The organism is Streptomyces sp. NPDC050161, from assembly GCF_044460025.1.
Taxonomy (GTDB): domain Bacteria; phylum Actinomycetota; class Actinomycetes; order Streptomycetales; family Streptomycetaceae; genus Streptomyces.
In genome coordinates, this window is sequence record NZ_JBITJM010000014.1 from 111,568 (window position 1) to 132,536 (window position 20,969).

Genomic DNA, 20,969 nt, shown 5'->3' on the forward strand with positions numbered 1-20,969 from the left:
GGAGGCGGATGTTCATGGGCGCGGACGGCAGCAGCGGCACTGTCACCCAGGTGGGCGGAAACCAGTACCACCACGGCCGATGAAGCGCATCAGGAAGCTCCGGCGCCCGGACGCGGCCCCGCGCTCCGGCTCACCGGGGGCCAAGGCGCCGACCGGCAGCACGACGCAGCAGAAAGCGTGGGCCGAAGGCCACGGCTCCGTGCACCAAGCCGGGGGAAGCCAGTACAACTTCCACTTTCCCGCGCGCACCCTCACGTTCCATCTGCCCCTGTCGATGCTCGCCGTGGCGCTGGTGCTCTACTTCGCGGTGAATCCCGAGAACCCTGCCCCCGCCCCTTCGGACCCCATTCCCCCTGTGAGCGTCAAGTCCGTTCGTATGGAGGCGGTTCCGGGGCAGTGCATCGTGTACCAGGAAACCGCCGGGAAAAACCGGGCGGTGCTCGGCGACTGCGGAGACGGCAATCCGGTATGGCGCATGGCCCGCTTTCCCAGTGGTTACGTCCGATTCGACAACCCGGCCCAACCCGACCGCTGTCTGGGGGCGTCCGGTAACGGCGGGACGGTCGGCATCTGGAACTGCCACGACAACAATTCCGCCTGGTCGGTGGACTCCCAGACGGACGGCTCCGCTCAGCTGCACACGCAGGAGGGAGACGACCGGGGATGGTCGGCGAACTGCCTCATCCATCAGGGGAAGGCGCTGCGACTCGCCCCGTGCAAGGACGCTTCCGGCGAGGAATCTTTCGCTTATCGGTGGAAGGTCGAGTAAGTCCCGGACGGTCCCAATACCACCGGGAGGCGCGCGGGCCCGTGCATCAGCCGGGTGCGCCGCCAGGTGACGTCGTCCGGGGTGCCCGCCGGACGCATCCCGGGGAAGCGGTCGAGCAGCACGCCGAACGCGATCCGGGCCTCGACGCGGGCGAGCGGGGCGCCCAGGCAGTGGTGCGGGCCGTGGCCGAAGGCCAGGTGTCCGGCCGCGCGGCCCGGCCGTACGGCATCGGGATCGGCGAAGCGGGCCGGGTCGCGATTGGCGGCGCCGGGGGAGACCAGCACGACGTCGCCGGCCTCGATCCGTACCCCTCCGAGAGTGAACGGCACCGTCGCGTAGCGGAACGTCGCGGTGGTGACCGGAGAGTCGTGACGCAGGAATTCCTCCACGGCCGCGGGCAGCAGCGTGGTGTCCGCACGGAGCCGGGCGCGCAGCGCGTCGTCGTGCAGCAGCACCAGCATCCCGTTGCCGATGAGGTGGGTGGTCGTCTCGTGCCCCGCGACGACCAACAGGACGGCCAGCGAGACCAGTTCCGGTTCGGTGAGCCGGTCCTCCGCGTCGCGCGCGGCGATCAGGTCGCTGAGCAGGTCGTCGCCGGGTGCCGCCCGGCGCTCGGCGATCAGCTCCGTCATGTAGTCGCTGATGGCGTGGGACGCGCGGTCGACGGTATCCGGTGCGGCGGCGGCGAACAGGTCGTGCGACCAGTGACGCACCGCCGTACGGTCGCCTTCCGGGACGCCCAGCAGCTCGCTGATCACCGCGATGGGCAGGGGGGCGGCGAACTCCTCGACCAGATCGGCGCGGCCGGGACCGGTGGGGGCGGGATCCGCATCGGGGTTGGTGGGGGCGGGATCCACGCCGGGGGCGGTGGCGGGGCCGGGTCCGGGGTCGGTGGGGGCGAGATCCGCGCCGGGGCCGGTGGCGGGGCCGGGTCCGGTGACGGCGGGGCGGGATGCCGCCCCGTCCCGCATCTGCTCCGCCAGCCGCTGTGCGATCTCGTGGATACGGGGCTCGATGCGGGCCACGGCCGCCGGGGTGAACGCCTTCATCGCCAGCCTGCGCAGACGTCCGTGGTCCGGCGGATCGGTGGCGAGCATCGTCCGGCTGACGGCGGGCGCCAGGTTCCGGGAGGAAGGACGGTCCGCGAAGTAGCGCCCGGTGTCCTTCGACAGTCTGGCATCGGCCAGCGCCGCGCGCGCCTCGGGCCACCCGGTGACGATCCAGGTGGTCCGGCCTTCGGACGCCCGCACCCGCTGCACGGGGCCGCTACGGCGCAGCGCGGCGAGCGTGGGGTAGGGGTTCCTGGAGAACTCGGCTGAGTCCATCGGGCTGTTCGCGGTCGACGTCATGGCTCCATGATCCGTGCCGGGCTGCGGTCGGCACACGCCGGATCCGCCTCCGAACACGCCGGATCCGCTTCCGACGTGCGCGTGTGCGGCGCCCGGCGCACGCTGGACTCATGACCGAGCATCCGCCAGTCATCGTGCATCCGCCGACCCCCTCCGGTGGGCGGCGGGTCACCGTGCGCGGACAGATTGTCGGCCTTGCCCATGGACGTGGCGATGTGGCCGAGTTTCTGCGCCGGGCGGGCCTCTGCGAGCCGTCCGCTGACATCGCGCTCGACGACCCCCGGCTGATCGAGTGGCGCGGCGGCGACCTCGACGCATGGCCGATGCCCCCGGCTTGACGGCTGACGCCGACGGGTGGGGCCGACGAGTGGGGCCGCGGCTGCGGCGGGGTGGTGAGGTGGGGTGCGCGTGGCTGCTGTCAACGGGTGGTGCCCTGCCGCTTTTGCAGGGGGTGTCTGTCCTGTTCCGGACGTCGTGTTCCGGACGGCCTTCGCGGGGCTGCTGGCCGGTGAGGAGAGGGACGCGTGAGGGCGATGGTGGGGGCGGGGCCACGTCGGTAGGGGCGGGCCCATGTCGTACGGCTGTTGTCGGTCCGGCCGGGAACCGATTGTCAGTGGTGTGCTGTTGACTGGAGTCATCGTCTTCACGGGCATCCGGACGGGCGCGGGCATCTGACGGTGCGCGGGCGGCGGAGGGGATGTCCGGGCAGGCGCAGGGGCGGAGCCACCGGCGACGCCGAAACCGGGGGAGTAGCGATGAATGACGGAAAAGTGCCGGTGCTGTCCGGGGTGCCCAGGGTGCCCCTGCATGTCCCTGGCGGTGATCGAGATCACCGGCGTCTCACGACGCGGAGACGGCTGCATCGGAATACCGGTCTGGCGTAAAACGTTCGGCATGCACGTATCACGGCATGCAGATGCCAGGCGCTCAGAACCCTAGACACCGCGGCACCGAAGCCCGCAGCGCACCACACGCTCCCGATTCCGCGAACCACTCACCTCACTGTTGCCCGTCCCGTGCTCCGGCCCTGCACTCCGGGGGCGCGCGGTCGGCCGGTGTCCCGCCGTCGGCCTGCCACATGACGGCGTGTGCACCACGGCCCCGCCGCCGTCCGGCCCCAACTCCGTGAGCAACCCGGGCCTTTGCCCTGCCGCCGTACCCGCTCCACCCGACCCGATCCGCTCCCGATGCCCCGGAGGCCGCACGCATGACCCAGACGACAACGGAACAGCCGCCCGGGAGGACGGCGACCACCGCCGCCACGCTCCCGGTGACCGACCCTGCCGGGGGCCGGCACCGGAGATCCGGTGGCATCGTCCCCGTTCTCGCCTTCTCCGGCATCGTCGTCGCCGTGATGCAGACGCTGCTCGTGCCGGTCATCAAGGACCTGCCGACGCTGCTCAACACGGCCCCGAGCAACGCCACATGGGTCATGACGGCCACCCTCCTCGCCGGCGCCGTCGCCACCCCCATCATGGGCCGGCTCGGTGACCTCTCCGGCAAGCGGCGGATGCTGCTCGCGAGCCTCGCCGTCATGGTCGTCGGCTCGCTGGTCTGCGGCTTCACCAGCGACCTGATCACCATGATCGTCGGCCGCGCCCTCCAGGGCTTCGCCATGGGCGCCATCCCGCTCGGCATCGGCATCATGCGCGACGAGCTGTCGCGCGAGCGGCTCGGCTCCGCGATGGCGCTGATGAGCTCGTCGATAGGCGTCGGCGGCGGCCTCGCCCTGCCCGCCGCCGCCCTGATCGCCCAGCACGCCGACTGGCACGCCCTGTTCTTCGGCGCCGCCGGCCTGGGCGTGCTGTCGATGCTGCTCACGCTCTTCTTCGTCCCCGAGACCGCCGTCCGGGCCCCCGGACGCTTCGACGTACTCGGCGCCATCGGACTGTCCGCGGGTCTCGTCGCTCTCCTGCTGCCCGTCACCAAGGGCAGCGACTGGGGCTGGAGTTCGCCCACCACCCTCATCCTCTTCGGCGTCGCCGCGCTCGTCCTGGTGCTGTGGGGCGTGATGGAGCTACGCATCACCGACCCGCTCGTCGACCTGCGCACCACCGCCCGCCGCGAGGTGCTGCTCACCAACATCGCCTCCATCACCGTCGGCGTGGCCTTCTACGCGATATCCCTGGTGCTCCCGCAGTTGCTGCAACTGCCCACGTCGACCGGCTACGGCCTCGGCAAGTCGATGGTGGTCGCCGGCCTGTGCGTGGCACCGCTCGGCCTGACGATGATGCTGATCGCCCCGCTCTCCGCGCGCATCGCCGCACGTCGCGGACCCAAGGTCTCCCTGCTGCTCGGCATGCTGGTCATCGGGATCGGCTACGGCGCCGGCATCGGCCTGATGAACGCGGCCTGGCAGACCGTCATCATCGCGGTGATGGTGGGCGCCGGCATCGGCCTGGCGTACTCCTCGCTGCCCGCGCTGATCATCGGGGCCGTCGACCCGTCGGAGACCGGCGCGGCCAACGGCCTGAACACCCTGATGCGGTCGATCGGCACCTCCGTGTCGAGCGCCGTCATCGGCATGGTGCTCGCGCACATGTCCCAGCCCATGGGGTCCGTAGCGGTGCCCACGATGGGTGGCTTCCGCGTCTCCTTCATGATCGCCACCGCCGCGGTCGTGATCGGCCTCGTCGTCGCCGCTTTCCTGCCCTCGCCGCGTAAGGCATCCCGCCCGACCCTGGTCGCACAGAGCGTGGACGAGACGGACGACGGCACCGGTGTCGCGGCTGCCCCTTCCGCCTCGGGCTCCGCACCCGTAACCACCGGCGAAACCCCCTTCCCCGGCCAGGAGACGGGCGCCGGCGAAGCGGCTCACCCTGGATTCCACGGGCGGGTGCTGGACTCGGCCGGTGCGCCCGTGGCCAGGGCGAGTGTCACGCTCATCGACCGGCAGGGACGGCAGGCCGGCGTCACCACGACCGGCGGAGACGGCCGTTTCGCCGTCACCGCGCCCCTCCCGGGCACCTACGTCCTCACCGGCGCCGCAGCCGGATACACCCCGCATGCCGTGTCGGTCGTCCACCCTGCGCACGGCGCGCCGGCCCCCGTGGAACTGGTCCTCGCGGGCGCCGGACGGCTGGGCGGCACCCTGCTCGGCGGCCAGGACGGCACCGCGCTCGCCGGCGGCAGCGCCGTCGTCACGGACGCCGCCGGGGAAGTGGTGGCACGGGCGACCACGGACACCGAAGGCCGCTGGGAAGCGGGCGAACTCCCGCCCGGCGCCTACACCTTGGTACTCAGCGCCCCCGGCCATCAGCCGGAGGCGCGCCCTGTCGACCTCACGGCCGGCGTCCCCGAGCGGCAGGAGACCCGGCTCCGGCCGACGGTCACCGTGCGCGGCACGGTCCGCGGTCCGGACGGCGCCCCGGTGACCGACGCCGCCGTGACCCTCCTGGAGGACGGCACGGTCACCGCTCACCTCGTCACCGGCCCGGATGGCGTCTTCGCCTTCTCCGAGCTGAGCGGACGCGATTACACCCTGACCGCATCCGGCTATCCGCCCCAGGCCGCGTCCCTGTCCGTCACCTCGGGCGGCCACCACGCCCTCGATCTGGACCTGATACAGCCGTCGGGCGAGGCTAGCTGAGGCGGCCACCCGTTGCCGTTGCCGCTGTCGGTGTCGGCGTCGGCGTCGGCGTCGGACGACGGGATCGGGACCGGGCGCGAGGGCGGACGGCGGGTGGATCTGCCGGGCCGTCGGCCTCTCAGGCTTGGTACTCGGTCAGGTCGATGGCGTGGAGCTGCAACGGGTGGCCGTACGTGGGGTGGGTGATGGTGCGCTCCGGTGTCATGCCGAGCTTGCGGGCCACGTTCCCGGATGCGGTGTTGCCCGTCTGGTTGAGGGCGATGACGCGGTCGAGTCCGCGGTCCTGGAGGGCGAATTCCAGGACCGCGTGGGCCGCTTCGGACGCGTAACCCTGGCCCCAGAACTGGCGGCCGAAGCGCCAGCTGATCTCGATCTCGTGGGCGATCTCCGGAAGGTCGTGGGGCACGGAGAGGCCGGCGACCCCGGCCAGTTCTCCCGAGGCGAGGAGTTCGACGGCGAACAGGCCGAAGCCCTCCTCGTCCCATTCCTCCTCCCAGCGCTCGATGGCGTCCGCCGTCTCGTCGAGGCTGAGCACGCTGCCGTCGCCGATCCACCGCATGACCGCCGGGTCGGCGTTCATCTCGGCCAAGGGGGCGAGGTCGTCGTCGTGCCAGTGACGCAGGATGAGGCGGGGGGTGCGGATCTCGGTCATGCCGCCCATCCTGTCGAATGCCGGGCCACAGCGGTAATCGGCCACCCTGCCGCCTGTCGGCCCCGCCTGCCGACCTCGTGCGTGGCCCCTCCGCGCCGCCTTTGCGCGTCGGCGCGGTCGGCCCCTTGACCGGTCGTCTGGGCCGAGGCGACCGACCCTCCGACACCGAGGCGGCCGGCCCTCCAGCCGGTTGTCCGTCCGTCGCCCGCCGTCCGTCGCCCGCCGTCCGTCGCCCGCCATCCGCCGCCTTCGCCCGACGCCCCGGAGACGTCAGCCGTCCGTCAACTGCGCAAGCGTCGCGTCGAGTTCGACCTCCAGGGCGCGGCTCGCTCCGTCGGCGTCGCCTCGGATGACGGCGTCCACCAGCTCGGCGTGGTGGGTGTCGCCGTGCTGGGGGTCATCGTCGCGCAGACCGAGCAGGTCGACGAGGTCGATCAGGCCCTGGCGCAGCGCGGGCGCGAACTCCGTGAACAGGTCGGTCAGTACGGGGTTGTGCGCGGCATCGACCACGGTGGCGTGCAGCGCGATGTCCGCGTCGACGAACGCCGCGTTGTCGGGCCCGCCCGCCGCCGTCCGACGTGCCTCAAGAGCCGACCGCAGGGCCGTGGCGTCGGCGTCGGTGTGCCGGGCAGCGGCCAGGCGGGCCGCCTGGACCTCGACCATCGCCCGGACCTCGTAGACATCGGCGACGGCCGCCCGGCGCAGGCGGGTGGGCCAGTCCTCGGCCGGTTCGGTCGCGATCACGAAGACCCCAGCGCCCTGGCGCGGTTGCAGCAGCCCGGCGCCGGCCAGCGCGCGGACCGCCTCGCGCACCGTGGAGCGGCCCACGCCGAGCGTCTTGGCCAGGGTCGTCTCGCCGGGGAGCTTGGTGCCCACCGGCCAGTGCCCGTCGGTGATGTGGTCGCGCAGCCGCTGAGCGGCCTGTTCGACCAGTGGACTGGGGCGGAGGGCATCGAGCGGCATGCGCTTCACCTCTCAGGTTGTCTGAGGAGTTGTTTCGTGGTTAGTGTACCCGGCATGAAGCTGCGTGGTCTCCTTCTCGGCCGCCGCGGCGGGGCCTGACGCGACCGGCACCCCGCCGCGGGGTTCGGTGCTGCCGGTCCGCTCCCGGAACCGACAGCTCCGAACAGGACGTTCCCATGCCTGCCATTCCCCGCACCCCCGGTGTCCCCAACAGCCCCGCCGGTCCCGTCGATCAGTCCGGTGCACAGCCCGGCGCACCCGCGGCCACCGACCTCACCGACCCCGGTGTGACGAGCGGGCGTGCCGCCTCCCTCGCCAGCCTCCGCACGCCCCGAGGGCCTGTGCCCGCCGGCGCGCCCGGCTGGAATCCGCAGCGCACCAGTGCCATGCCCGCTCACCGGTACCGGCCCGCTCACGAACGCGTCGACGTGCCGCTGGCACCGGCCGAGCGGACCTGGCCCACCGCACGGATCGAACGCGCCCCGCTGTGGGTGCCCGTCGACCTCCGCGACGGCAATCAGGCGCTGGCCGAGCCGATGGACACCGCACGCAAGCGCCGGATGTTCGACCTGATGGTCGCCATGGGCTACAAGGAGATCGAGGTCGCCTATCCCTCGGCGAGCCGTACCGACTTCGCGTTCGTGCGGCATCTCGCCGAGAGCGGCGAGGTGCCCGACGATGTGACCGTCGTGGTCTTCACCCCCGCCCGCCGCGACTTGATCGAGCGGACCTTCGAGGCCATCGACGGCCTGCCGCGCACCGTGGTGCACCTCTACACCGCCACCGCCCCCACCTGGCGCGACGTCGTACTCGGCCGCAGTGTCGCCGAAGTGCGGGCGCTGGTCGACGAGGCGGCGGCCACCATGGCCAGGCTCGCCGATGCCCGCCCGCACGCCGACATCCGGTTCCAGTTCTCGCCCGAGGTCTTCAACCTCACCGAGCCGGAGCTCGTCCTGGACATCTGCAACGGGCTGACCGCGCTGTGGGACGCCTCGCCCGACCGTCCCGTCACCCACAACCTGCCGGCCACGGTGGAGATCGCCACCCCCAACGTCTACGCCGACCAGATCGCCTACATGCACCACCACTTGGAGCGGCGCGACGCGGTGATCCTGTCCGTGCATCCGCACAACGACCGTGGCACCGGCGTCGCCTGCGCCGAATTCGGTATCCTCGCCGGCGCCCAGCGCGTCGAAGGCTGCCTGTTCGGCAACGGCGAGCGCACCGGCAACGTCGACCTCGTCACCCTCGCCCTCAACCTGCACACCCAAGGCGTCGACCCGATGATCGACTTCTCCGCGATCGACACCGTCCGCGACATCGTCGAGGACTGCATCCGCATCCCCGTCCATCCGCGCCACCCCTACGCGGGCGACCTCGTGCACACCGCCTTCTCCGGCACCCACCAGGACGCCATCAGCAAGGGCCTGGCCCATCACGAGCGGGCCGCCGCCGCACTCGGCGTCAGTCCGGCCGACGCGCCCTGGGCGGTGCCCTACCTGCCCATCGACCCGGCGGACCTGGGCCGCAGTTATGAGGCGGTGATCCGGGTCAACAGCCAGTCGGGCAAGGGTGGTATCGCCCACCTCCTGCACCTCCACCACGGCCTGGACCTGCCCCGCGAGATGCGCCCCGACGTCTCCAGCACCGTGCAGCAGGCCACGGACGACAGCGGGCGCGAAGCCACTCCCCAGGACCTCTGGGAGCTGTTCCGCAGCACCTATCTCGCACCGGGACACGACGGGCCGGTGACCCTCGACTCCTGGACCACCACCGAGACCGGCCCTGGCGAGCACCGGGTCGCCTGCACACTGCGCACCGCGGACGCCCCGGGCCACGAGGACACCATCCGCCCCTGCGAAGGCAAGGGCAACGGCCCCCTCGCTGCCTTCGCCGACGCACTGGCCGCCGCCGGGCACCCCGTCGACATCCTCGGCTACGCCGAACACGCCACCGCCACCGGACCGGACAGCCCCGCGATGGCATACGTCCGCTGCCGCATCGGCGACGCCACGGTCTGGGGCGCGGGCCAGGACACCTCCGTGCTCACCGCTTCGGTGCACGCCGTCCTCGCCGCCGTGAACCGCGCCACCGCGACGGCGTAACCACCGCTCCGTACGCCGCCCGGCGCCCTCGCGCAGCCGCTGCACGAACCGGCGTAACGCGGCCACCGCGCCCGGCCGGCCCGCCTCCACCGGGAGGGCCGGCCGGGCACCGCAGCTCCCCACCTGAGTCCCCTCATCACCGCACCGCATCACCGATACCTCCCCCTCGACACCTGTCCGCCGAGGAAGCCACGGCGTACGCACGTCATCGGGCGCCGAAAGACTTCCTCAGGAAAGTAGACGCTCGCCAACTCCGAAACGTGAGATCGCCGTTCGGCGGAGCGCGCCGGTCACGGTGCCCCCTCCCGCCTCACGGGCTGCGCCCTCCGTCCCACCGGTGGCGTAATCGAACGCCGCAGCGGAGGCGCCCGCGCGCGGTTCGGGCCATACTGCCCACGGCGATTCAGGGCGCGACGGGCGGTCATGGCGCGTTTCCCGGTGCCGTTAGTGAGGCGTTAGCGCTTCATTAGCGGGCCGGCAGCACCCTGGGTCACGCTGGAGACGCAACGGGACGAACCGTACGCACCCGCGCAACGAGGGTACGCACCCACCCACGAGGGGGAGACCCATGTCGCTCACCACCACTTCCCTTGGCCGAGGCCGCCGCGTGGCAGCCGGATCATTGATCGCCGTCGCGGCGCTCATGCTCACCGCGTGCCAGAACGGATCGGATACGGCCTCGCGCGCCCCCTCCGCGCCGGCCCCTTCGAGCGCCGGGAGCGAAGGCGGCGGCGACGTGGCGCAGCCGTCCGCGAGCACGGCGGCCCCGTCCGGTGAAGCGCAACGCCCCTCCTCCGGTGGGCAGCAGCCCTCCACAGGTGTCCGGCAGCCGTCCGCCGGCCACGATGCCGCCACCGACCCGACCGCGAAGAAGCCGGAACGCCCCGCTCCGATGCCCGCGTCCAACCGCTGTACCGCGGACTCCATGTCGCTGCGCCTGGGCACCGCCGACGCGGGGGCGGGCAACATCCGCTACCCCTTGGTCTTCACCAACCACGGCAAGAAGACCTGCACCCTCAGCGGCTACCCCGGTGTCTCGCTGATCTCCCGGGACGGCTCGACCGTCGGCAGGCCCGCCACCAGGGAGGGCGGCGCGGGCAAGGCCGTCACGCTGAAGCCGGGGCAGAGCGCCCACGCCCTCCTGCACACGCTCAACGAGGGCGTCAACGACACCGCTTGCTGGTCGGGCGCCCAGATCGTCTACGTCTACCCGCCCGGCTCGAAGGAGTCGATGACCACGCACAGCGGCAAGTTGCGGGTGTGCGGCGGACGCTTCACCGTCACCTCCGTCGAGGCCGGTTCGCTGGGCTGACCCCACAGCGCCAGGCGTCCCACGGGGCGGTGCGCGCCCGCGTGTCACATTCTTCCCCGCGGGTTCCGTCAGAGCAGTGAAGACGGAACCCGAAGGAGAACGATCATGCAGGCACGTATGAAGAACCCGGTCGAGGTCATTCCCGAGGCGATGCAGCCGATCCTGGGCGTGCTGGAGGCCGCGAAGAAGGGCGGTGTGCCCGAGCGGACGCTGGAGTTGGTGCACCTGAGGGCGAGCCAGATCAACGGTTGCGGCTACTGCGTCGACGGGGGCGCACGGCTCGCCAAGAAGGCGGGGGAGACCGACGAGCGCCTGTTCACCGTGGCGGCCTGGCGGGAGGCGCCCTACTTCACCGATGCCGAACGCGCCGCCCTGGCACTCGCCGAGGCCGCCACCCGGCTCGCCGACCGGCCCGACCCGGTGCCCGACGACGTCTGGGACGACGCCGCGGACCACTTCGACGAGAAGCAACTCGCCGCCCTGATCCTCTGGATCGGCGTGACCAACCTCTTCAACCGCGTCAACGTGACCACCAAGCAGGTCGCGGGCGCGGCCTGGTAACCCCACCGGACGCCGGACGGACGGCGCGGCCACCGCACGCAGCAGGCGGTGGCCGCGCCGTTTCGCGTGGTGCCGGTGCCCTGTCACCCGGGGTGCGTACGGCTGGTTTTGACTCCCCGCCACGTGCCGCCGGTGATGGTGCGGCTCCCCGGAAAGAGACCATCCATGTTTTTTCCGCAGCACGCGACGAGATCCGCCGATAAATACAAACCGCATGGTACGGAATCGAAGTTCGCGCGCTGCCCGATTTGTCGATCCTTAAGCGGAGTCGAGGGCGATTCCGCGTGCATGCGGATCGGGCGGAATCGCGGAATCGCGGGGGAATCAGGGCGGGCCGGCGCTTGCGATACGGTCGTCGCCGGAGCGGCGATCAGGGCGCAAGGGGGTCGCCCGAGAATTCATGTTCACCCCCGTGGCAGAATGCCACCCCGTGACTATCAAACAAGGTCTACTCGTCGGTAAAATCGTTCTGATCACGGGGGCGAGCAGCGGCATCGGAGCCGCCGCCGCGCGGGTGTTCGCGGCGGAAGGCGCGTCGCTCGTGCTCGCCGCCCGGCGCGAGGAGCGGCTCGCTGACCTGGCCTCTGAGCTGCGCGGCAAGGGCGCTCAGGTGGTGTACACGAAGATGGACGTCGCGCTGTCCGACGATGTCGCGCGGGCCGTGGACCTGGCGGTCGAGACCTTCGGGCGGCTGGATTCGGCATTCAACAATGCGGGAATCGGCGGCGACCAAAATGCCATGCACCTCATGGACGACTCCGTGTACGACTCGATTATGGATACCAATGTCCGGGGCGTATGGAATTGCTTGCGTCATGAAATTCGAGTGATGCTGAATAACCCCGATGGCGGCTCCATCGTGAATAACAGCAGCGTGGGTGGATTGCAGTCCATTCCTGCCGCCGCACCATATGTCGCGTCGAAACACGCGGTGGCAGGTCTGACGAAGGCGGCGGCTGCGGAATACGCACGGCACAGAATTCGCGTCAATAGCGTGGCACCCGGGACCACGCGCAGTGAGAACATCAATGACTGGTTCGAGCGGAATCCTGAGCTGGAGGCACAGTTGCACGCGGCCACCCCTCAGGGGCGTACGGCGAGGGCCGAGGAGATCGCGGAGGCGGCGGCCTGGCTGTGCAGCGACCGGGCGTCGTTCGTCACCGGTGTGGTGGTGCCGGTGGACGGCGGATTCACGACGGTATGAGCGACGGTATGAGCGGAGCCTGACGCTCCGGTGCAGCGAGGGGCGGCGGGCCCGGCATCCGCCGTCCCGCCGCTTCCACCTCCGTCAACGGCGCCCGGTGCCGGTGAGTTCCGTGGTGAAGACGAGCTTGTCGCCCTGGTGTCCCGTGACCGACACCCGGGCGCCGCCCTCGGCCCCGGCCCCGTCGTCATCGACCTTCGCCTCGATCCAGCACGGTGCGTCGAATTCCACGTAGTGGTCGAAGGACGTCCTCGCCGACGTGGGGCGGAACGTACCGGGAGCGCCGCCGGCCTCGATCAACTGGGCGGCCTGGTGGGCGGCTTCGATCATCACCAGTCCCGGGACGTGGTCGACCGGGTGGTCGTAGAGGATGGTGTTGGAGAAGTCGCACCGCAGCTGCCAGCGCCGCGGGTCCGCGGTCGGTGCGATCGCGATCTCGTTCTCATGGTGGCGGCCGACCAGGCCGGGGGCCACCGGCTCGGCCAGCGGCGGCTGTTCGCTGACCGCGGCGGCGTGCGTGTCGCGGAGCCTGCGGTAGACGCGGGGGTCGATCCACTCGAAGTCCGTGGCGCCGGTGCCGATCGGGACGCCGTCGAGGGAACGGATGTCCATGTGCAGGCGCAGCCCGGTGAGGCGCTTGCCGCGGCGGCCCATCTCCGCGCACGAGACGTGCAGGGTGACATCGATCGGCGCGTCCTGAGGCGGCTGATAGTCGGCCTCGACGGTGAAGTCGAAGCTCCGCAGGAGCACCGCGTGATCCATCGGTGCGCCGAACTCCCCGTGCGCGAGCAGCAGTCCGGCTTGGCGGATGGTCCGGGCCACCACCTGGGGGTCGTGTCGTACGCCGTCGCCGGTGGCGGTGGCCGTGAAGCCGGGCCAGCGCGCGGTGAGGGTGAATTCCATGTCGGCCAGCCGCTGCCAGCCGGTCAGCAGGACGGATTCATCGAAGCGCAGATGGAGGAATTCCTTGCGGACCTCGCGTACCTCGTTCATCTCGGAGGCCACCCCTTCCAGGGTTGCCGTTCGCCGTGTGCCGTGCGGCAGTTCGGGCTTGTCCGAGTGTTCCGGTATGCGCAACATGTGGAATTCGACTCCCCTGGGGCGGTGGTCTTCGTGCCGAACCGACGATACCGGTCCGATGCTAAGATACGTACTGCCCGGTTTTATTTTCAATGCGTCGATGAAGTTAATTAGAATTTCCGTGCTTCAGTCCGCCGGGGCACGAGCTCGACAACGGCAACATATGAATGAGGTGTCCTGATGGCGCAGCAGGCACGGGCGATCCAGACTCGTCGCACGATTCTGGAAGCGGCCGGCGTGGTCTTCGACGAGCGTGGCTACGACGCGGCGACCATCGCCGAGATCCTGAACCGGGCCGGTGTGACCAAGGGGGCTCTGTACTTCCACTTCACCTCGAAAGAGGACCTCGCCCGGGGAGTGCTCGCCGAGGCGCTGACGATGGAGGGCGTGCTTCCGCAGGACTCCAAGCTCCAGGAATGGGTCGACGTCGGCATGGTGCTCGCGCACCGGCTGCCCCGCGAGCCCCTGCTGAGCGCGGCGATCAGACTCTCGGCCGACCAGCACGCCCGCGAGCTGTTCGGTACCTCGTGGCCGGGCTGGATCGGCTTCATCACCGCCCAGTTGGAGGAGGCGAAGCGGCAGGGTGAACTGCTGCCGCACATCGACCCCGAGGAGACCGCGTCGCTGTTCGTGGGCGCCTGGACCGGAGTCGAGATCGTGAACTCCGCGCTGTCGCTCGGTCGTCTGGAGACGAAGATCGCGTCGCTCTACGACCACATGCTGCCCGGCATCGGCGTCCCCGGCGTGCTGAGCCGCCTGGACACCACGCCGGGCCGCGGCGCCCGGATCTGGGAAGTTCACCAGCAGCACGGCCGCGAGGACAGCTCGCTCACCAACGCCTGAACGGCCCGGCCGCCGCCCGGTGGTCACCCCTGGCGGCCCGCCGTCGCGGCGCTGGGCGGCGGGCTATCGCAGGGTCGACCGGTCCGGCGCGCGGTCGGTCCTGTGCTGGGCGCGGGTCAGGGGGTGAGTGCCGGACGGATCCGGCCGCTTCGGCGCGTCCACGACGAGGAGTGGCAGGAGCGACTGCCAGAGGCTGGTGACCGAGGACGCCGAGAGCCAGCTCCGGTCCTCGCGGGCGAGCACCTCGAATCCGACCGTCGCGCCGACGATCGACCCGGCCGGCTCGGCGACCGGCACGTCGGGAGCCAGTGACCCCTGCGTCTGGGCGCGGGTGAGCAGGTCGGTCACGCAGGCGTGCCAGCGCAGGCGCAGATCGGCGCCGGAGCGGTGCGCGGCCTGGCAGTTGAGCCGGAATCCGGCGCGTACCACCACATCGTCGCTGAACTGCTGCGCCAGGACATGGGTGGTGTCGATGAGCGCCTGGAGGGCGTTCGGGCTCTGCCGCTGAACGGTGCGGGCGAAGGCGTACAGGGTCCGTGTCGCCTCGGCCTCGACCGCTGCGGCCACCGCTGCCTTGGTGTCGAAGTGGAAGTGCAGCGCGCCCGTGCTGACACCAGCCCCTGAGCTGATCGTGGAGAGCTTCGCCTGGGCGTAGCCGTGCTCGTCGAAGGACTGCGCGGCGGAGCGGATCAGCGCGTGGCGGGTGCGCTCGGAGCGTCCCTGGCGGGTCACCGGTCCCTCCCGGTGCGCAGACAGGGCGCGTTGGTGGTGTGTGAGGGGAGGGCGGCGGCGGTTGGTTGTTGGGGTGAGCGTGGACTCTTCATAAGAGATATAAAACCAACTCACTGGTTTTATATCCAGACCTGCGGAGGCGTCAGGTGGGGCGCCTGTGGGGAAAGGGTGAGGGGCGGTGCCCAAGTGGCGTATAAATTCGGCCACTTGTGAGAACGGGGCGGCCTCGCCTGCGCCTCACGCCCGCACGGCCCGCTCGATCGCCTGGATACCCCTAAACCGTCAACCCGGTTTTTTAACCGTCAACACTCCGTGCCGCGCCGCACAGCGGTTCCGGAGGGGGTTCAGCGCAGCGGAGCCGCCTCGCACCGGGACCGCGGGGCAGCCGAGGAACCGGTGGCGCAGGCACTCAAGTCCGGGAGCTTTCCGGCTGTTTCACCGTCGGCCGGCAGGCACGAAACCATGGTCACCCCGGGTGCGTCGACGGCCGCCAACTTCACGTAGTCGAACGTCAGCCGCCCCAGCCGGGGGTGGTCGAAGGCCCTGCGCGCCGGATGGAAATCCGCCACGTCGTGCGTGTCCCACCAGTCGCGGAACTCCGCGCTCTGCGCGCACAGACCGGCGGTCAGACGGGTGAACTCCGGGTCACCGGCGTGCCGGTCCGCACTCGCGCGGTACTGCTCCAGCAGCGCACGGGCCTGACCGGGCCAGTCGACCAGGAGCGTACGGATCCTGGGCTGGGTGAACACCAGCCGCAGCAGGTTGCGTTCGGGCAGACCGCCATGGGAGGGGTCGCCGATGAGACCGGCCTCGGAACGGTTCCACGCCAGCAGGTCCCAGTTGGGGGCCAGCAGATAGGCCGGGTGCGGATCGAGCGCGTCCACCAGGCGCTGCCACGCCTGCCCGCCGCTTCCCCCGGGGGCGGACGGCGGCAGGTTCCGGCCCGCCAGGGTGAACAGATGGCGGGTCTCGGCGGGCGACAACCGCAGCGCCCCGGCCAGGCTGTGCAACACCTGGCCGCTCACGGTGATGTCCCTGGCCTGTTCCAGCCAGGTGTACCAGGTGACGCTGACCCCGGAGAGCAGAGCGACCTCTTCGCGGCGCAGGCCCGGGGTGCGCCGGCGCGGCCCGGCCGGGAGACCGGCGTCGCCCGGACCGACCCGCTCCCGCCGTGTGCGGAGGAACTCCGCCAGGACCCGGCGCCGTTCCCGATCAGCCATCGAACCTCTCCGCAACGAACCGTTCCGCGCGCACTCTACTGCCCCTGTGCCGCCCGCAAGGGCCCCAGGGTGGTACCACGGCCACCAGCATGATTTGCCTCTGTTGCGTCACCTGGGCCCGGACCAGGCTCAGGACCATGACTCACGCCCGGCCGTCGGCCGATTCCGTACACCCCGCCCCGGCACACCCCGCCCCGCCCGAACCCGCCACCGCGGCGCCCCCGGGGCCCTCGCCGTGGCGGGCCCTGTCCGTCGTCCTGCTGGGCGTCTTCATGGCCGTGCTCGACACCTTCATCGTGCTCGTGGCCGCCCCGGCCATCCAGGACGACCTGCCCGCATCGGACGCCGACGTCCAGCTCATCCTGGCGGGATACCAACTCACCTACGCCATCGCGCTGATCACCGGCGCCCGGCTCGGCGACCGGTTCGGCCGCAAGCGCTGCTTCCTCACCGGTATGGCCCTCTTCACCCTGGCGTCCGTGGCCTGTGCCGCCGCACCCGGGCCCGGCGCGCTGATCGCCGCCCGGCTCCTGCAAGGGCTCGGCGCCGCGGTGATGTTCCCGCAGGTCTTCGCGACGATCCAGGTGCTGCTGACACCGGAGCAACGGCCCCGTGCCTTCGGCGTGCTGGGCGCGGTCATCGGCACCGCCGGAGTCGCGGGCCAACTGCTCGGCGGCCTGCTGATCTCCGCCGACCTCTTCGGCGCGTCCTGGCGCCCGATCTTCTGGGTCAACGTCCCCGTCGGCCTGGTCACGCTGCTCCTCGCCGCCGTGCTCGTCCCTGAGTCGCGGTCCCCCGACAGCCGTCGGCCGGACCTCGCGGGCATGGCCGTACTGACCCTCGCTCTCGTCCTCCTCGTGGTCCCCCTGGTCGAGGGCAGGGAGGCCGGCTGGCCTTCGTGGACCTGGTTCAGCCTGGCGGCCGGGGTGCTCGCCCTGTACGGCTTCGTGCTCGTGGAACGCCGCGTCGAAACGTCCGGCGGCGCCCCGCTGCTGCGGCCCGGACTGATCCGTGAACGCCCCTTCGCCATCGGTATGGTGCTGGTACTCCTCGCCTACTTCGGCATCAACTCCTTCTTCCTGGTGCTGTCCGTCACCGTGCAGGACGGCCTGGGCCTGGACACGCTGGGCGCCGGCGTCTTCTACCTCCCCTTCGCCGCCGCGTTCTTCGCCGGCAGCGTCATCGCCGGACGGATGGCCCGGCACGGCCGGCGCCTGCTCCAGGCCGGCGCGCTGATCCTCGCCGTCGGCCACGCGGTCACCCTCACCGTCGTGCTCTGCGCCGGAGCCTCGCTCACGGCGTGGTCGCTCGCCGCGCCGCTGCTCGTCTCCGGACTGGGCAACGGCGTCCTGGTCACCCCGCTGCTGAACGCCGTGCTGTCACGGATCCGCCCCACGGAGATCGGCATGGCGTCCGGTGTGCTCTCCACCGGCCAGCAGGTCGGCGGCGCGGTCGGGGTGGCCGTACTCGGCGTCCTCTTCTACGGCACGCTGAAGGGCGCCGCCCACGGTGACGTCACGGCGTACGGGCACGCACTCGCCGCCTCACTCGGCTTCAACCTCGCCCTGGCCGCGGCCCTCTCGGCCGTCCTCCGCCTGCTGCCGCGCACGGCCGGTTCCCGGCACTGAGGCGCGCTCCGCCGGGTGCCGCGGGACCTCCGCGGCGGATCAGCGGGTCAACGGCGAGGCGCGGGACACGAACGCTTCGATCGCCTGCCGCGCCAGGGCGTCCAGCGCGTCCCGCTCCGCCGGGTCCTGTGCGGTCGACACGTCCCGCGTGCACCGATAGGCGTGCTCGGCCGCGAGGATCACCTCCCGGTCGTCGGTGAGCAGTGCGACCCGGTAGAGCACCTGCCGGGTCACCGTCCTGAGGCGGTGTGCTTCATCGCGTGCCGTGATGAAGGGTGCTCCGTCCGGGTCCTGCTGTCTGCGGTACCAGCGGTCCGCCTGGCCGTGGCGGTAGTCCTCCACCGCCGCGGCGAACGCGCTGAACGCGGATATGCGCTCCTGCCGGAGCGCTTCGGACCGCGCGAACAGCTCACTGCGCCGGGACGCGAGGCGCTGGAAGATGTGCGTGATCACGGCGCCCATGAGGGTGCCCCCGACGGCTACGACGCTTGTCCATATCGCTTCCACGGCCTCAGCCGATCACACACCGGGCGCCGGTGCGTCGCCGGCTCCGCCTGGCCGCCCCCGCCCCGGAAAATGTGGTGCGGCCCAACACCGGTGCCGCGTAGCGTCGTTGACATGACTCCTTCCCGGATCCGTCCTCCGTTCGACGCCGATGAACGGACGCAACTCACCGGCTGGTTCGCCATGCAGCGGGCGATCATTCACTGGAAGTGCGAGGGTCTGTCGGATGCGGACGCGCACCGCGCCGTCCTGCCGTCCTCGCCGTACATGACGGTGGCGGGGATCGTCTCCCATCTGCGGTGGGCCGAAAACACCTGGTTCGAGGTCCTGTTGCTGGGCCGCCCCGACGACGGGCCGCAGTTCCAGGACGCGCCCGAGGACGCCGACATGCGCGTCGACGGCGAATCCCTCGACGGGCTGCTCGCCGCCTACGAGCGGCAGTGCGCGGTATCGGACGAGATCATCGCGGCCCACTCGCTCGACGTCGTGGGCCGCCATCCCGACTACCGGTCATCCGCCGCTTCCCTGCGCTGGATGCTGATCCACATGATCGAGGAGACCGCCAGGCACGCCGGTCACCTGGATGCCATACGCGAACTGCTGGACGGCGAAGTCGGCTACTACTGACGAGGGTTGCCGCTCCGCGGTACGCCGGTACGCGGTGACCAGGAGGTCCCGGCCGTTTCGTCTGCGGCGGGCTCCGCGGTCTGCCCTGGGGGACAGGGTTCGCGCGTCCGGGAGGGCAGACTCACGAGAACCTCGCGAAGGCTCGAACTTTTGCCGCAGGGCCCGCATCTCTGCTCATGCAGGACGCGCAGAGTCAACGGCCCGGCCGGCCAGGGCACTTCGAAGAGAGCTGCGCGTGAGAAGTGCTGGAGACGGCCCTTATCGCATGGAGGACTTATGAAGTCGTGGCGTTCCCGTATCGGTGTCGGTCTCGCAGTCGGTGCTGCGGCGGTCGCCATTCCGCTCTCCGCCACCAGCGCCTTCGCCGCCCCGCCCCCCGGCGACGGCTGGGTTCCGGTCGGCGCCGAGCGGTACCCGTCGAAGGCGGCGTGTGAAGCGTCGGAGCTCCCGAACGCCCAGGCGAACGGGTACCACGAGGTGTGGTGCGACGACAGCAAAGAGATCATGCCCATCTTCAACCGCTGACCGGTCTCCGCTCGGCGGGGACTCGCCCCGCTGACGTGGTGCCGAGAAGGTTCGCTGCCCCGGTGTGCCGCACCGGGGCAGCGGGCTTTCCGCGTCGCGGGGGCGCACACCCGGCGGTGTGTCCGACGTCCACGCCGGATCATGACGCTACGGACATTTCGGTCATGGTGCTGCGAGCATGACGCATGCTCTTTCGACAGTTGATCAATCTGCGGGGACGACGGGGCCTCACGCCGGTGCTGGTACTGATCCCGGTCGCGCTCGTCTGTGCCGTCTTCGTGATCGACACCCTGTTCCCGCCCGAGGTGCATCTGGGGCCGCTGCTGGTCGCCGCCCCCACCTTCACGGCGGCGTTCGCGGGCCCGCAGCTCACCGCCGTGGTCGGCGTGCTCGCCCTCGCCGCCCAGTTCTTCATCGGCGTGGTCAGCGGCGACGCCACCTCGCAGAACCACCAGGTACAGCTCGTCGCGCTGCTGCTGGTCAGCACGCTCGTCGTGCTCTTCGCCGGGGTGCGCGACCGGGTCGAGCGGCGGCTGATGAAGAGCCGTTCGGTGGCCGGGGTGGCACAGCAGGTCCTGCTCCGGCCGCTGCCGCAGCGGAGCGGACCGCTGCAGATCGCGTCGTTCTACCTCGCTGCCGAAGAAGAGGCCGAGATGGGCGGCGACCTGTTCGCCGCGGTCCGCGCGGAGGGCGCCACTCGGCTGATCATCGGCGACGTACGCGGCAAGGGCCTGCCCGCGTACAGCCACGCCGCACTGATCCTCGGCGCCTTCCGGGCCGCCGCGCACGAGCAGGCGACGCTGCCGGGGCTCGCCGCCCACCTCGACGGCGCGATGCGCTGGGAGGCCGGGCAATGGGACGGCGGGGAAGCCGGGGCCGAGGAGGCGTTCGCCACCGCGACGCTGCTCGACATCCCCGACGAGCGGTCCGAACTGCACACCGTCACCTGCGGGCACCCGCCCGCCCTGCTGCTCAGCGGCGGTCGCGTCCGCACCCTGCACGCCGCGCACACCGCGCTCCCGATCGGCCTCGGCGGCCTCCCCGGCGCGGCCGGCCACGCGGTCGACACCCATCCCTTCGAGCCGGGCGACCTGCTGCTCCTCTACACGGACGGCGTCACCGAGGCCCGGGACCACAGCGGCGCCTTCTACCCGCTCACGGAACGCGCCGCGGCCTGGAGTGCGGACGCCCCGCACGACGTGCTCCGGCACCTGCGCGCCGACCTGCGGGCGTACGCGCGCGGCCGGCTGGGGGACGACGCCGCGGCGATCGCGATCCGGCGGCTGCCGTCCGACGGCGGATAGCG

Annotated in this window: 19 protein-coding genes; 12 read left to right on the forward strand and 7 right to left on the reverse strand. The window is 71.2% G+C overall.

Features of this window, described 5'->3' with window-relative positions; genetic code table 11:
* Positions 1–79: 79 nt before the first annotated feature.
* On the forward strand, positions 80–769 hold the full coding sequence (locus ACIBK8_RS22975) for a ricin-type beta-trefoil lectin domain protein (RefSeq protein ID WP_399043660.1): 690 nt from the start codon (positions 80–82) through the stop codon (positions 767–769).
* On the opposite strand, the gene ACIBK8_RS22980 is transcribed toward ACIBK8_RS22975, so the two are convergent.
* Entirely contained in the window at positions 748–2,118 is a 1,371-nt protein-coding gene (locus tag ACIBK8_RS22980) for a cytochrome P450 (protein WP_399043661.1), read from the reverse strand. The two genes, ACIBK8_RS22975 and ACIBK8_RS22980, sit on opposite strands and share 22 nt — an antisense overlap.
* Before the next feature lie 110 nt (positions 2,119–2,228).
* Here ACIBK8_RS22980 and ACIBK8_RS22985 point away from each other — a divergent pair, with 110 nt between their 5' ends.
* A complete protein-coding gene (locus ACIBK8_RS22985) occupies positions 2,229–2,456 on the forward strand; it encodes a hypothetical protein (protein WP_393680519.1) in 228 nt (75 codons plus the stop codon).
* Between the two features lie 869 nt (positions 2,457–3,325).
* Positions 3,326–5,707, forward strand: coding sequence for an MFS transporter (locus ACIBK8_RS22990; RefSeq protein ID WP_399043662.1), 2,382 nt, complete (start codon positions 3,326–3,328; stop codon positions 5,705–5,707).
* A gap of 118 nt (positions 5,708–5,825) precedes the next feature.
* Here ACIBK8_RS22990 and ACIBK8_RS22995 read toward each other — a convergent pair whose 3' ends face one another.
* Both ACIBK8_RS22995 and ACIBK8_RS23000 read right to left on the reverse strand, forming a co-directional pair.
* The gene (locus ACIBK8_RS22995; RefSeq protein WP_399043663.1) at positions 5,826–6,359 is read right to left on the reverse strand and encodes a GNAT family N-acetyltransferase; all 534 of its coding nucleotides are present in this window, start codon (positions 6,357–6,359) and stop codon (positions 5,826–5,828) included.
* A gap of 270 nt (positions 6,360–6,629) precedes the next feature.
* Positions 6,630–7,322, reverse strand: coding sequence for a FadR/GntR family transcriptional regulator (locus ACIBK8_RS23000; protein WP_399043664.1), 693 nt, complete (start codon positions 7,320–7,322; stop codon positions 6,630–6,632).
* 386 nt (positions 7,323–7,708) lie between these two features.
* Between ACIBK8_RS23000 and ACIBK8_RS23005 the strand changes: the two genes are divergently transcribed.
* The 4 genes from ACIBK8_RS23005 to ACIBK8_RS23020 all read left to right on the forward strand — a co-directional run bounded on the left by ACIBK8_RS23005 (position 7,709) and on the right by ACIBK8_RS23020 (position 12,504).
* Positions 7,709–9,427: a 2-isopropylmalate synthase gene (locus ACIBK8_RS23005; RefSeq protein ID WP_399043762.1), complete on the forward strand. Its 1,719-nt coding sequence runs from the start codon at positions 7,709–7,711 to the stop codon at positions 9,425–9,427.
* 736 nt (positions 9,428–10,163) lie between these two features.
* The gene (locus ACIBK8_RS23010; RefSeq protein ID WP_399043665.1) at positions 10,164–10,739 is read left to right on the forward strand and encodes a DUF4232 domain-containing protein; all 576 of its coding nucleotides are present in this window, start codon (positions 10,164–10,166) and stop codon (positions 10,737–10,739) included.
* Positions 10,740–10,844: 105 nt separating this feature from the next.
* A complete protein-coding gene (locus tag ACIBK8_RS23015) occupies positions 10,845–11,300 on the forward strand; it encodes a carboxymuconolactone decarboxylase family protein (protein WP_399043666.1) in 456 nt (151 codons plus the stop codon).
* A 400-nt stretch (positions 11,301–11,700) separates the two neighbouring features.
* The gene (locus tag ACIBK8_RS23020) at positions 11,701–12,504 is read left to right on the forward strand and encodes an SDR family NAD(P)-dependent oxidoreductase (RefSeq protein WP_399043667.1); all 804 of its coding nucleotides are present in this window, start codon (positions 11,701–11,703) and stop codon (positions 12,502–12,504) included.
* Between the two features lie 84 nt (positions 12,505–12,588).
* On the opposite strand, the gene ACIBK8_RS23025 is transcribed toward ACIBK8_RS23020, so the two are convergent.
* Positions 12,589–13,584 carry a ScbA/BarX family gamma-butyrolactone biosynthesis protein gene (locus ACIBK8_RS23025; RefSeq protein WP_399043668.1) on the reverse strand — a complete coding sequence of 332 codons (996 nt, stop codon included), beginning with the start codon at positions 13,582–13,584 and terminating at the stop codon, positions 12,589–12,591.
* Between the two features lie 180 nt (positions 13,585–13,764).
* Between ACIBK8_RS23025 and ACIBK8_RS23030 the strand changes: the two genes are divergently transcribed.
* Positions 13,765–14,427 (forward strand): ScbR family autoregulator-binding transcription factor, encoded by a 663-nt coding sequence (locus ACIBK8_RS23030; RefSeq protein ID WP_393680505.1) that lies wholly within the window; start codon positions 13,765–13,767, stop codon positions 14,425–14,427.
* Positions 14,428–14,490: 63 nt separating this feature from the next.
* Here ACIBK8_RS23030 and ACIBK8_RS23035 read toward each other — a convergent pair whose 3' ends face one another.
* Positions 14,491–15,159, reverse strand: coding sequence for a ScbR family autoregulator-binding transcription factor (locus ACIBK8_RS23035; protein WP_399043669.1), 669 nt, complete (start codon positions 15,157–15,159; stop codon positions 14,491–14,493).
* 344 nt (positions 15,160–15,503) lie between these two features.
* Positions 15,504–16,379 carry a helix-turn-helix transcriptional regulator gene (locus ACIBK8_RS23040; protein WP_399043670.1) on the reverse strand — a complete coding sequence of 292 codons (876 nt, stop codon included), beginning with the start codon at positions 16,377–16,379 and terminating at the stop codon, positions 15,504–15,506.
* A 137-nt stretch (positions 16,380–16,516) separates the two neighbouring features.
* Between ACIBK8_RS23040 and ACIBK8_RS23045 the strand changes: the two genes are divergently transcribed.
* Complete coding sequence (locus tag ACIBK8_RS23045; protein ID WP_399043671.1) at positions 16,517–18,007, forward strand: MFS transporter; 1,491 nt, start codon at positions 16,517–16,519, stop codon at positions 18,005–18,007.
* Positions 18,008–18,046: 39 nt separating this feature from the next.
* On the opposite strand, the gene ACIBK8_RS23050 is transcribed toward ACIBK8_RS23045, so the two are convergent.
* Positions 18,047–18,469: a hypothetical protein gene (locus tag ACIBK8_RS23050; protein ID WP_399043672.1), complete on the reverse strand. Its 423-nt coding sequence runs from the start codon at positions 18,467–18,469 to the stop codon at positions 18,047–18,049.
* 156 nt (positions 18,470–18,625) lie between these two features.
* Between ACIBK8_RS23050 and ACIBK8_RS23055 the strand changes: the two genes are divergently transcribed.
* The 3 genes from ACIBK8_RS23055 to ACIBK8_RS23065 all read left to right on the forward strand — a co-directional run bounded on the left by ACIBK8_RS23055 (position 18,626) and on the right by ACIBK8_RS23065 (position 20,967).
* Complete coding sequence (locus ACIBK8_RS23055) at positions 18,626–19,138, forward strand: DinB family protein (protein ID WP_399043673.1); 513 nt, start codon at positions 18,626–18,628, stop codon at positions 19,136–19,138.
* Positions 19,139–19,414: 276 nt separating this feature from the next.
* Entirely contained in the window at positions 19,415–19,663 is a 249-nt protein-coding gene (locus tag ACIBK8_RS23060) for a hypothetical protein (protein ID WP_393680497.1), read from the forward strand.
* A 185-nt stretch (positions 19,664–19,848) separates the two neighbouring features.
* A complete protein-coding gene (locus ACIBK8_RS23065; protein WP_399043674.1) occupies positions 19,849–20,967 on the forward strand; it encodes a PP2C family protein-serine/threonine phosphatase in 1,119 nt (372 codons plus the stop codon).
* Positions 20,968–20,969: the final 2 nt, after the last annotated feature.

Bases quoted from the DNA above. Each gene is read 5' to 3' on its own strand.
- ACIBK8_RS23065 (WP_399043674.1), top strand. From the start codon at position 19,849: ATGCTCTTTCGACAGTTGATCAATCTGCGGGGACGACGGGGCCTCACG.
- ACIBK8_RS23030 (WP_393680505.1), top strand. From the start codon at position 13,765: ATGGCGCAGCAGGCACGGGCGATCCAGACTCGTCGCACGATTCTGGAA.
- ACIBK8_RS23025 (WP_399043668.1), bottom strand. From the start codon at position 13,584: ATGTTGCGCATACCGGAACACTCGGACAAGCCCGAACTGCCGCACGGC.
- ACIBK8_RS23055 (WP_399043673.1), top strand. From the start codon at position 18,626: ATGACTCCTTCCCGGATCCGTCCTCCGTTCGACGCCGATGAACGGACG.
- ACIBK8_RS22985 (WP_393680519.1), top strand. From the start codon at position 2,229: ATGACCGAGCATCCGCCAGTCATCGTGCATCCGCCGACCCCCTCCGGT.
- ACIBK8_RS22990 (WP_399043662.1), top strand. From the start codon at position 3,326: ATGACCCAGACGACAACGGAACAGCCGCCCGGGAGGACGGCGACCACC.
- ACIBK8_RS23040 (WP_399043670.1), bottom strand. From the start codon at position 16,379: ATGGCTGATCGGGAACGGCGCCGGGTCCTGGCGGAGTTCCTCCGCACA.
- ACIBK8_RS23050 (WP_399043672.1), bottom strand. From the start codon at position 18,469: ATGGGCGCCGTGATCACGCACATCTTCCAGCGCCTCGCGTCCCGGCGC.
- ACIBK8_RS23000 (WP_399043664.1), bottom strand. From the start codon at position 7,322: ATGCCGCTCGATGCCCTCCGCCCCAGTCCACTGGTCGAACAGGCCGCT.
- ACIBK8_RS23060 (WP_393680497.1), top strand. From the start codon at position 19,415: ATGAAGTCGTGGCGTTCCCGTATCGGTGTCGGTCTCGCAGTCGGTGCT.
- ACIBK8_RS23020 (WP_399043667.1), top strand. From the start codon at position 11,701: ATGTTCACCCCCGTGGCAGAATGCCACCCCGTGACTATCAAACAAGGT.
- ACIBK8_RS23045 (WP_399043671.1), top strand. From the start codon at position 16,517: ATGACTCACGCCCGGCCGTCGGCCGATTCCGTACACCCCGCCCCGGCA.
- ACIBK8_RS23015 (WP_399043666.1), top strand. From the start codon at position 10,845: ATGCAGGCACGTATGAAGAACCCGGTCGAGGTCATTCCCGAGGCGATG.
- ACIBK8_RS22995 (WP_399043663.1), bottom strand. From the start codon at position 6,359: ATGACCGAGATCCGCACCCCCCGCCTCATCCTGCGTCACTGGCACGAC.
- ACIBK8_RS22980 (WP_399043661.1), bottom strand. From the start codon at position 2,118: ATGACGTCGACCGCGAACAGCCCGATGGACTCAGCCGAGTTCTCCAGG.
- ACIBK8_RS23005 (WP_399043762.1), top strand. From the start codon at position 7,709: ATGCCCGCTCACCGGTACCGGCCCGCTCACGAACGCGTCGACGTGCCG.
- ACIBK8_RS22975 (WP_399043660.1), top strand. From the start codon at position 80: ATGAAGCGCATCAGGAAGCTCCGGCGCCCGGACGCGGCCCCGCGCTCC.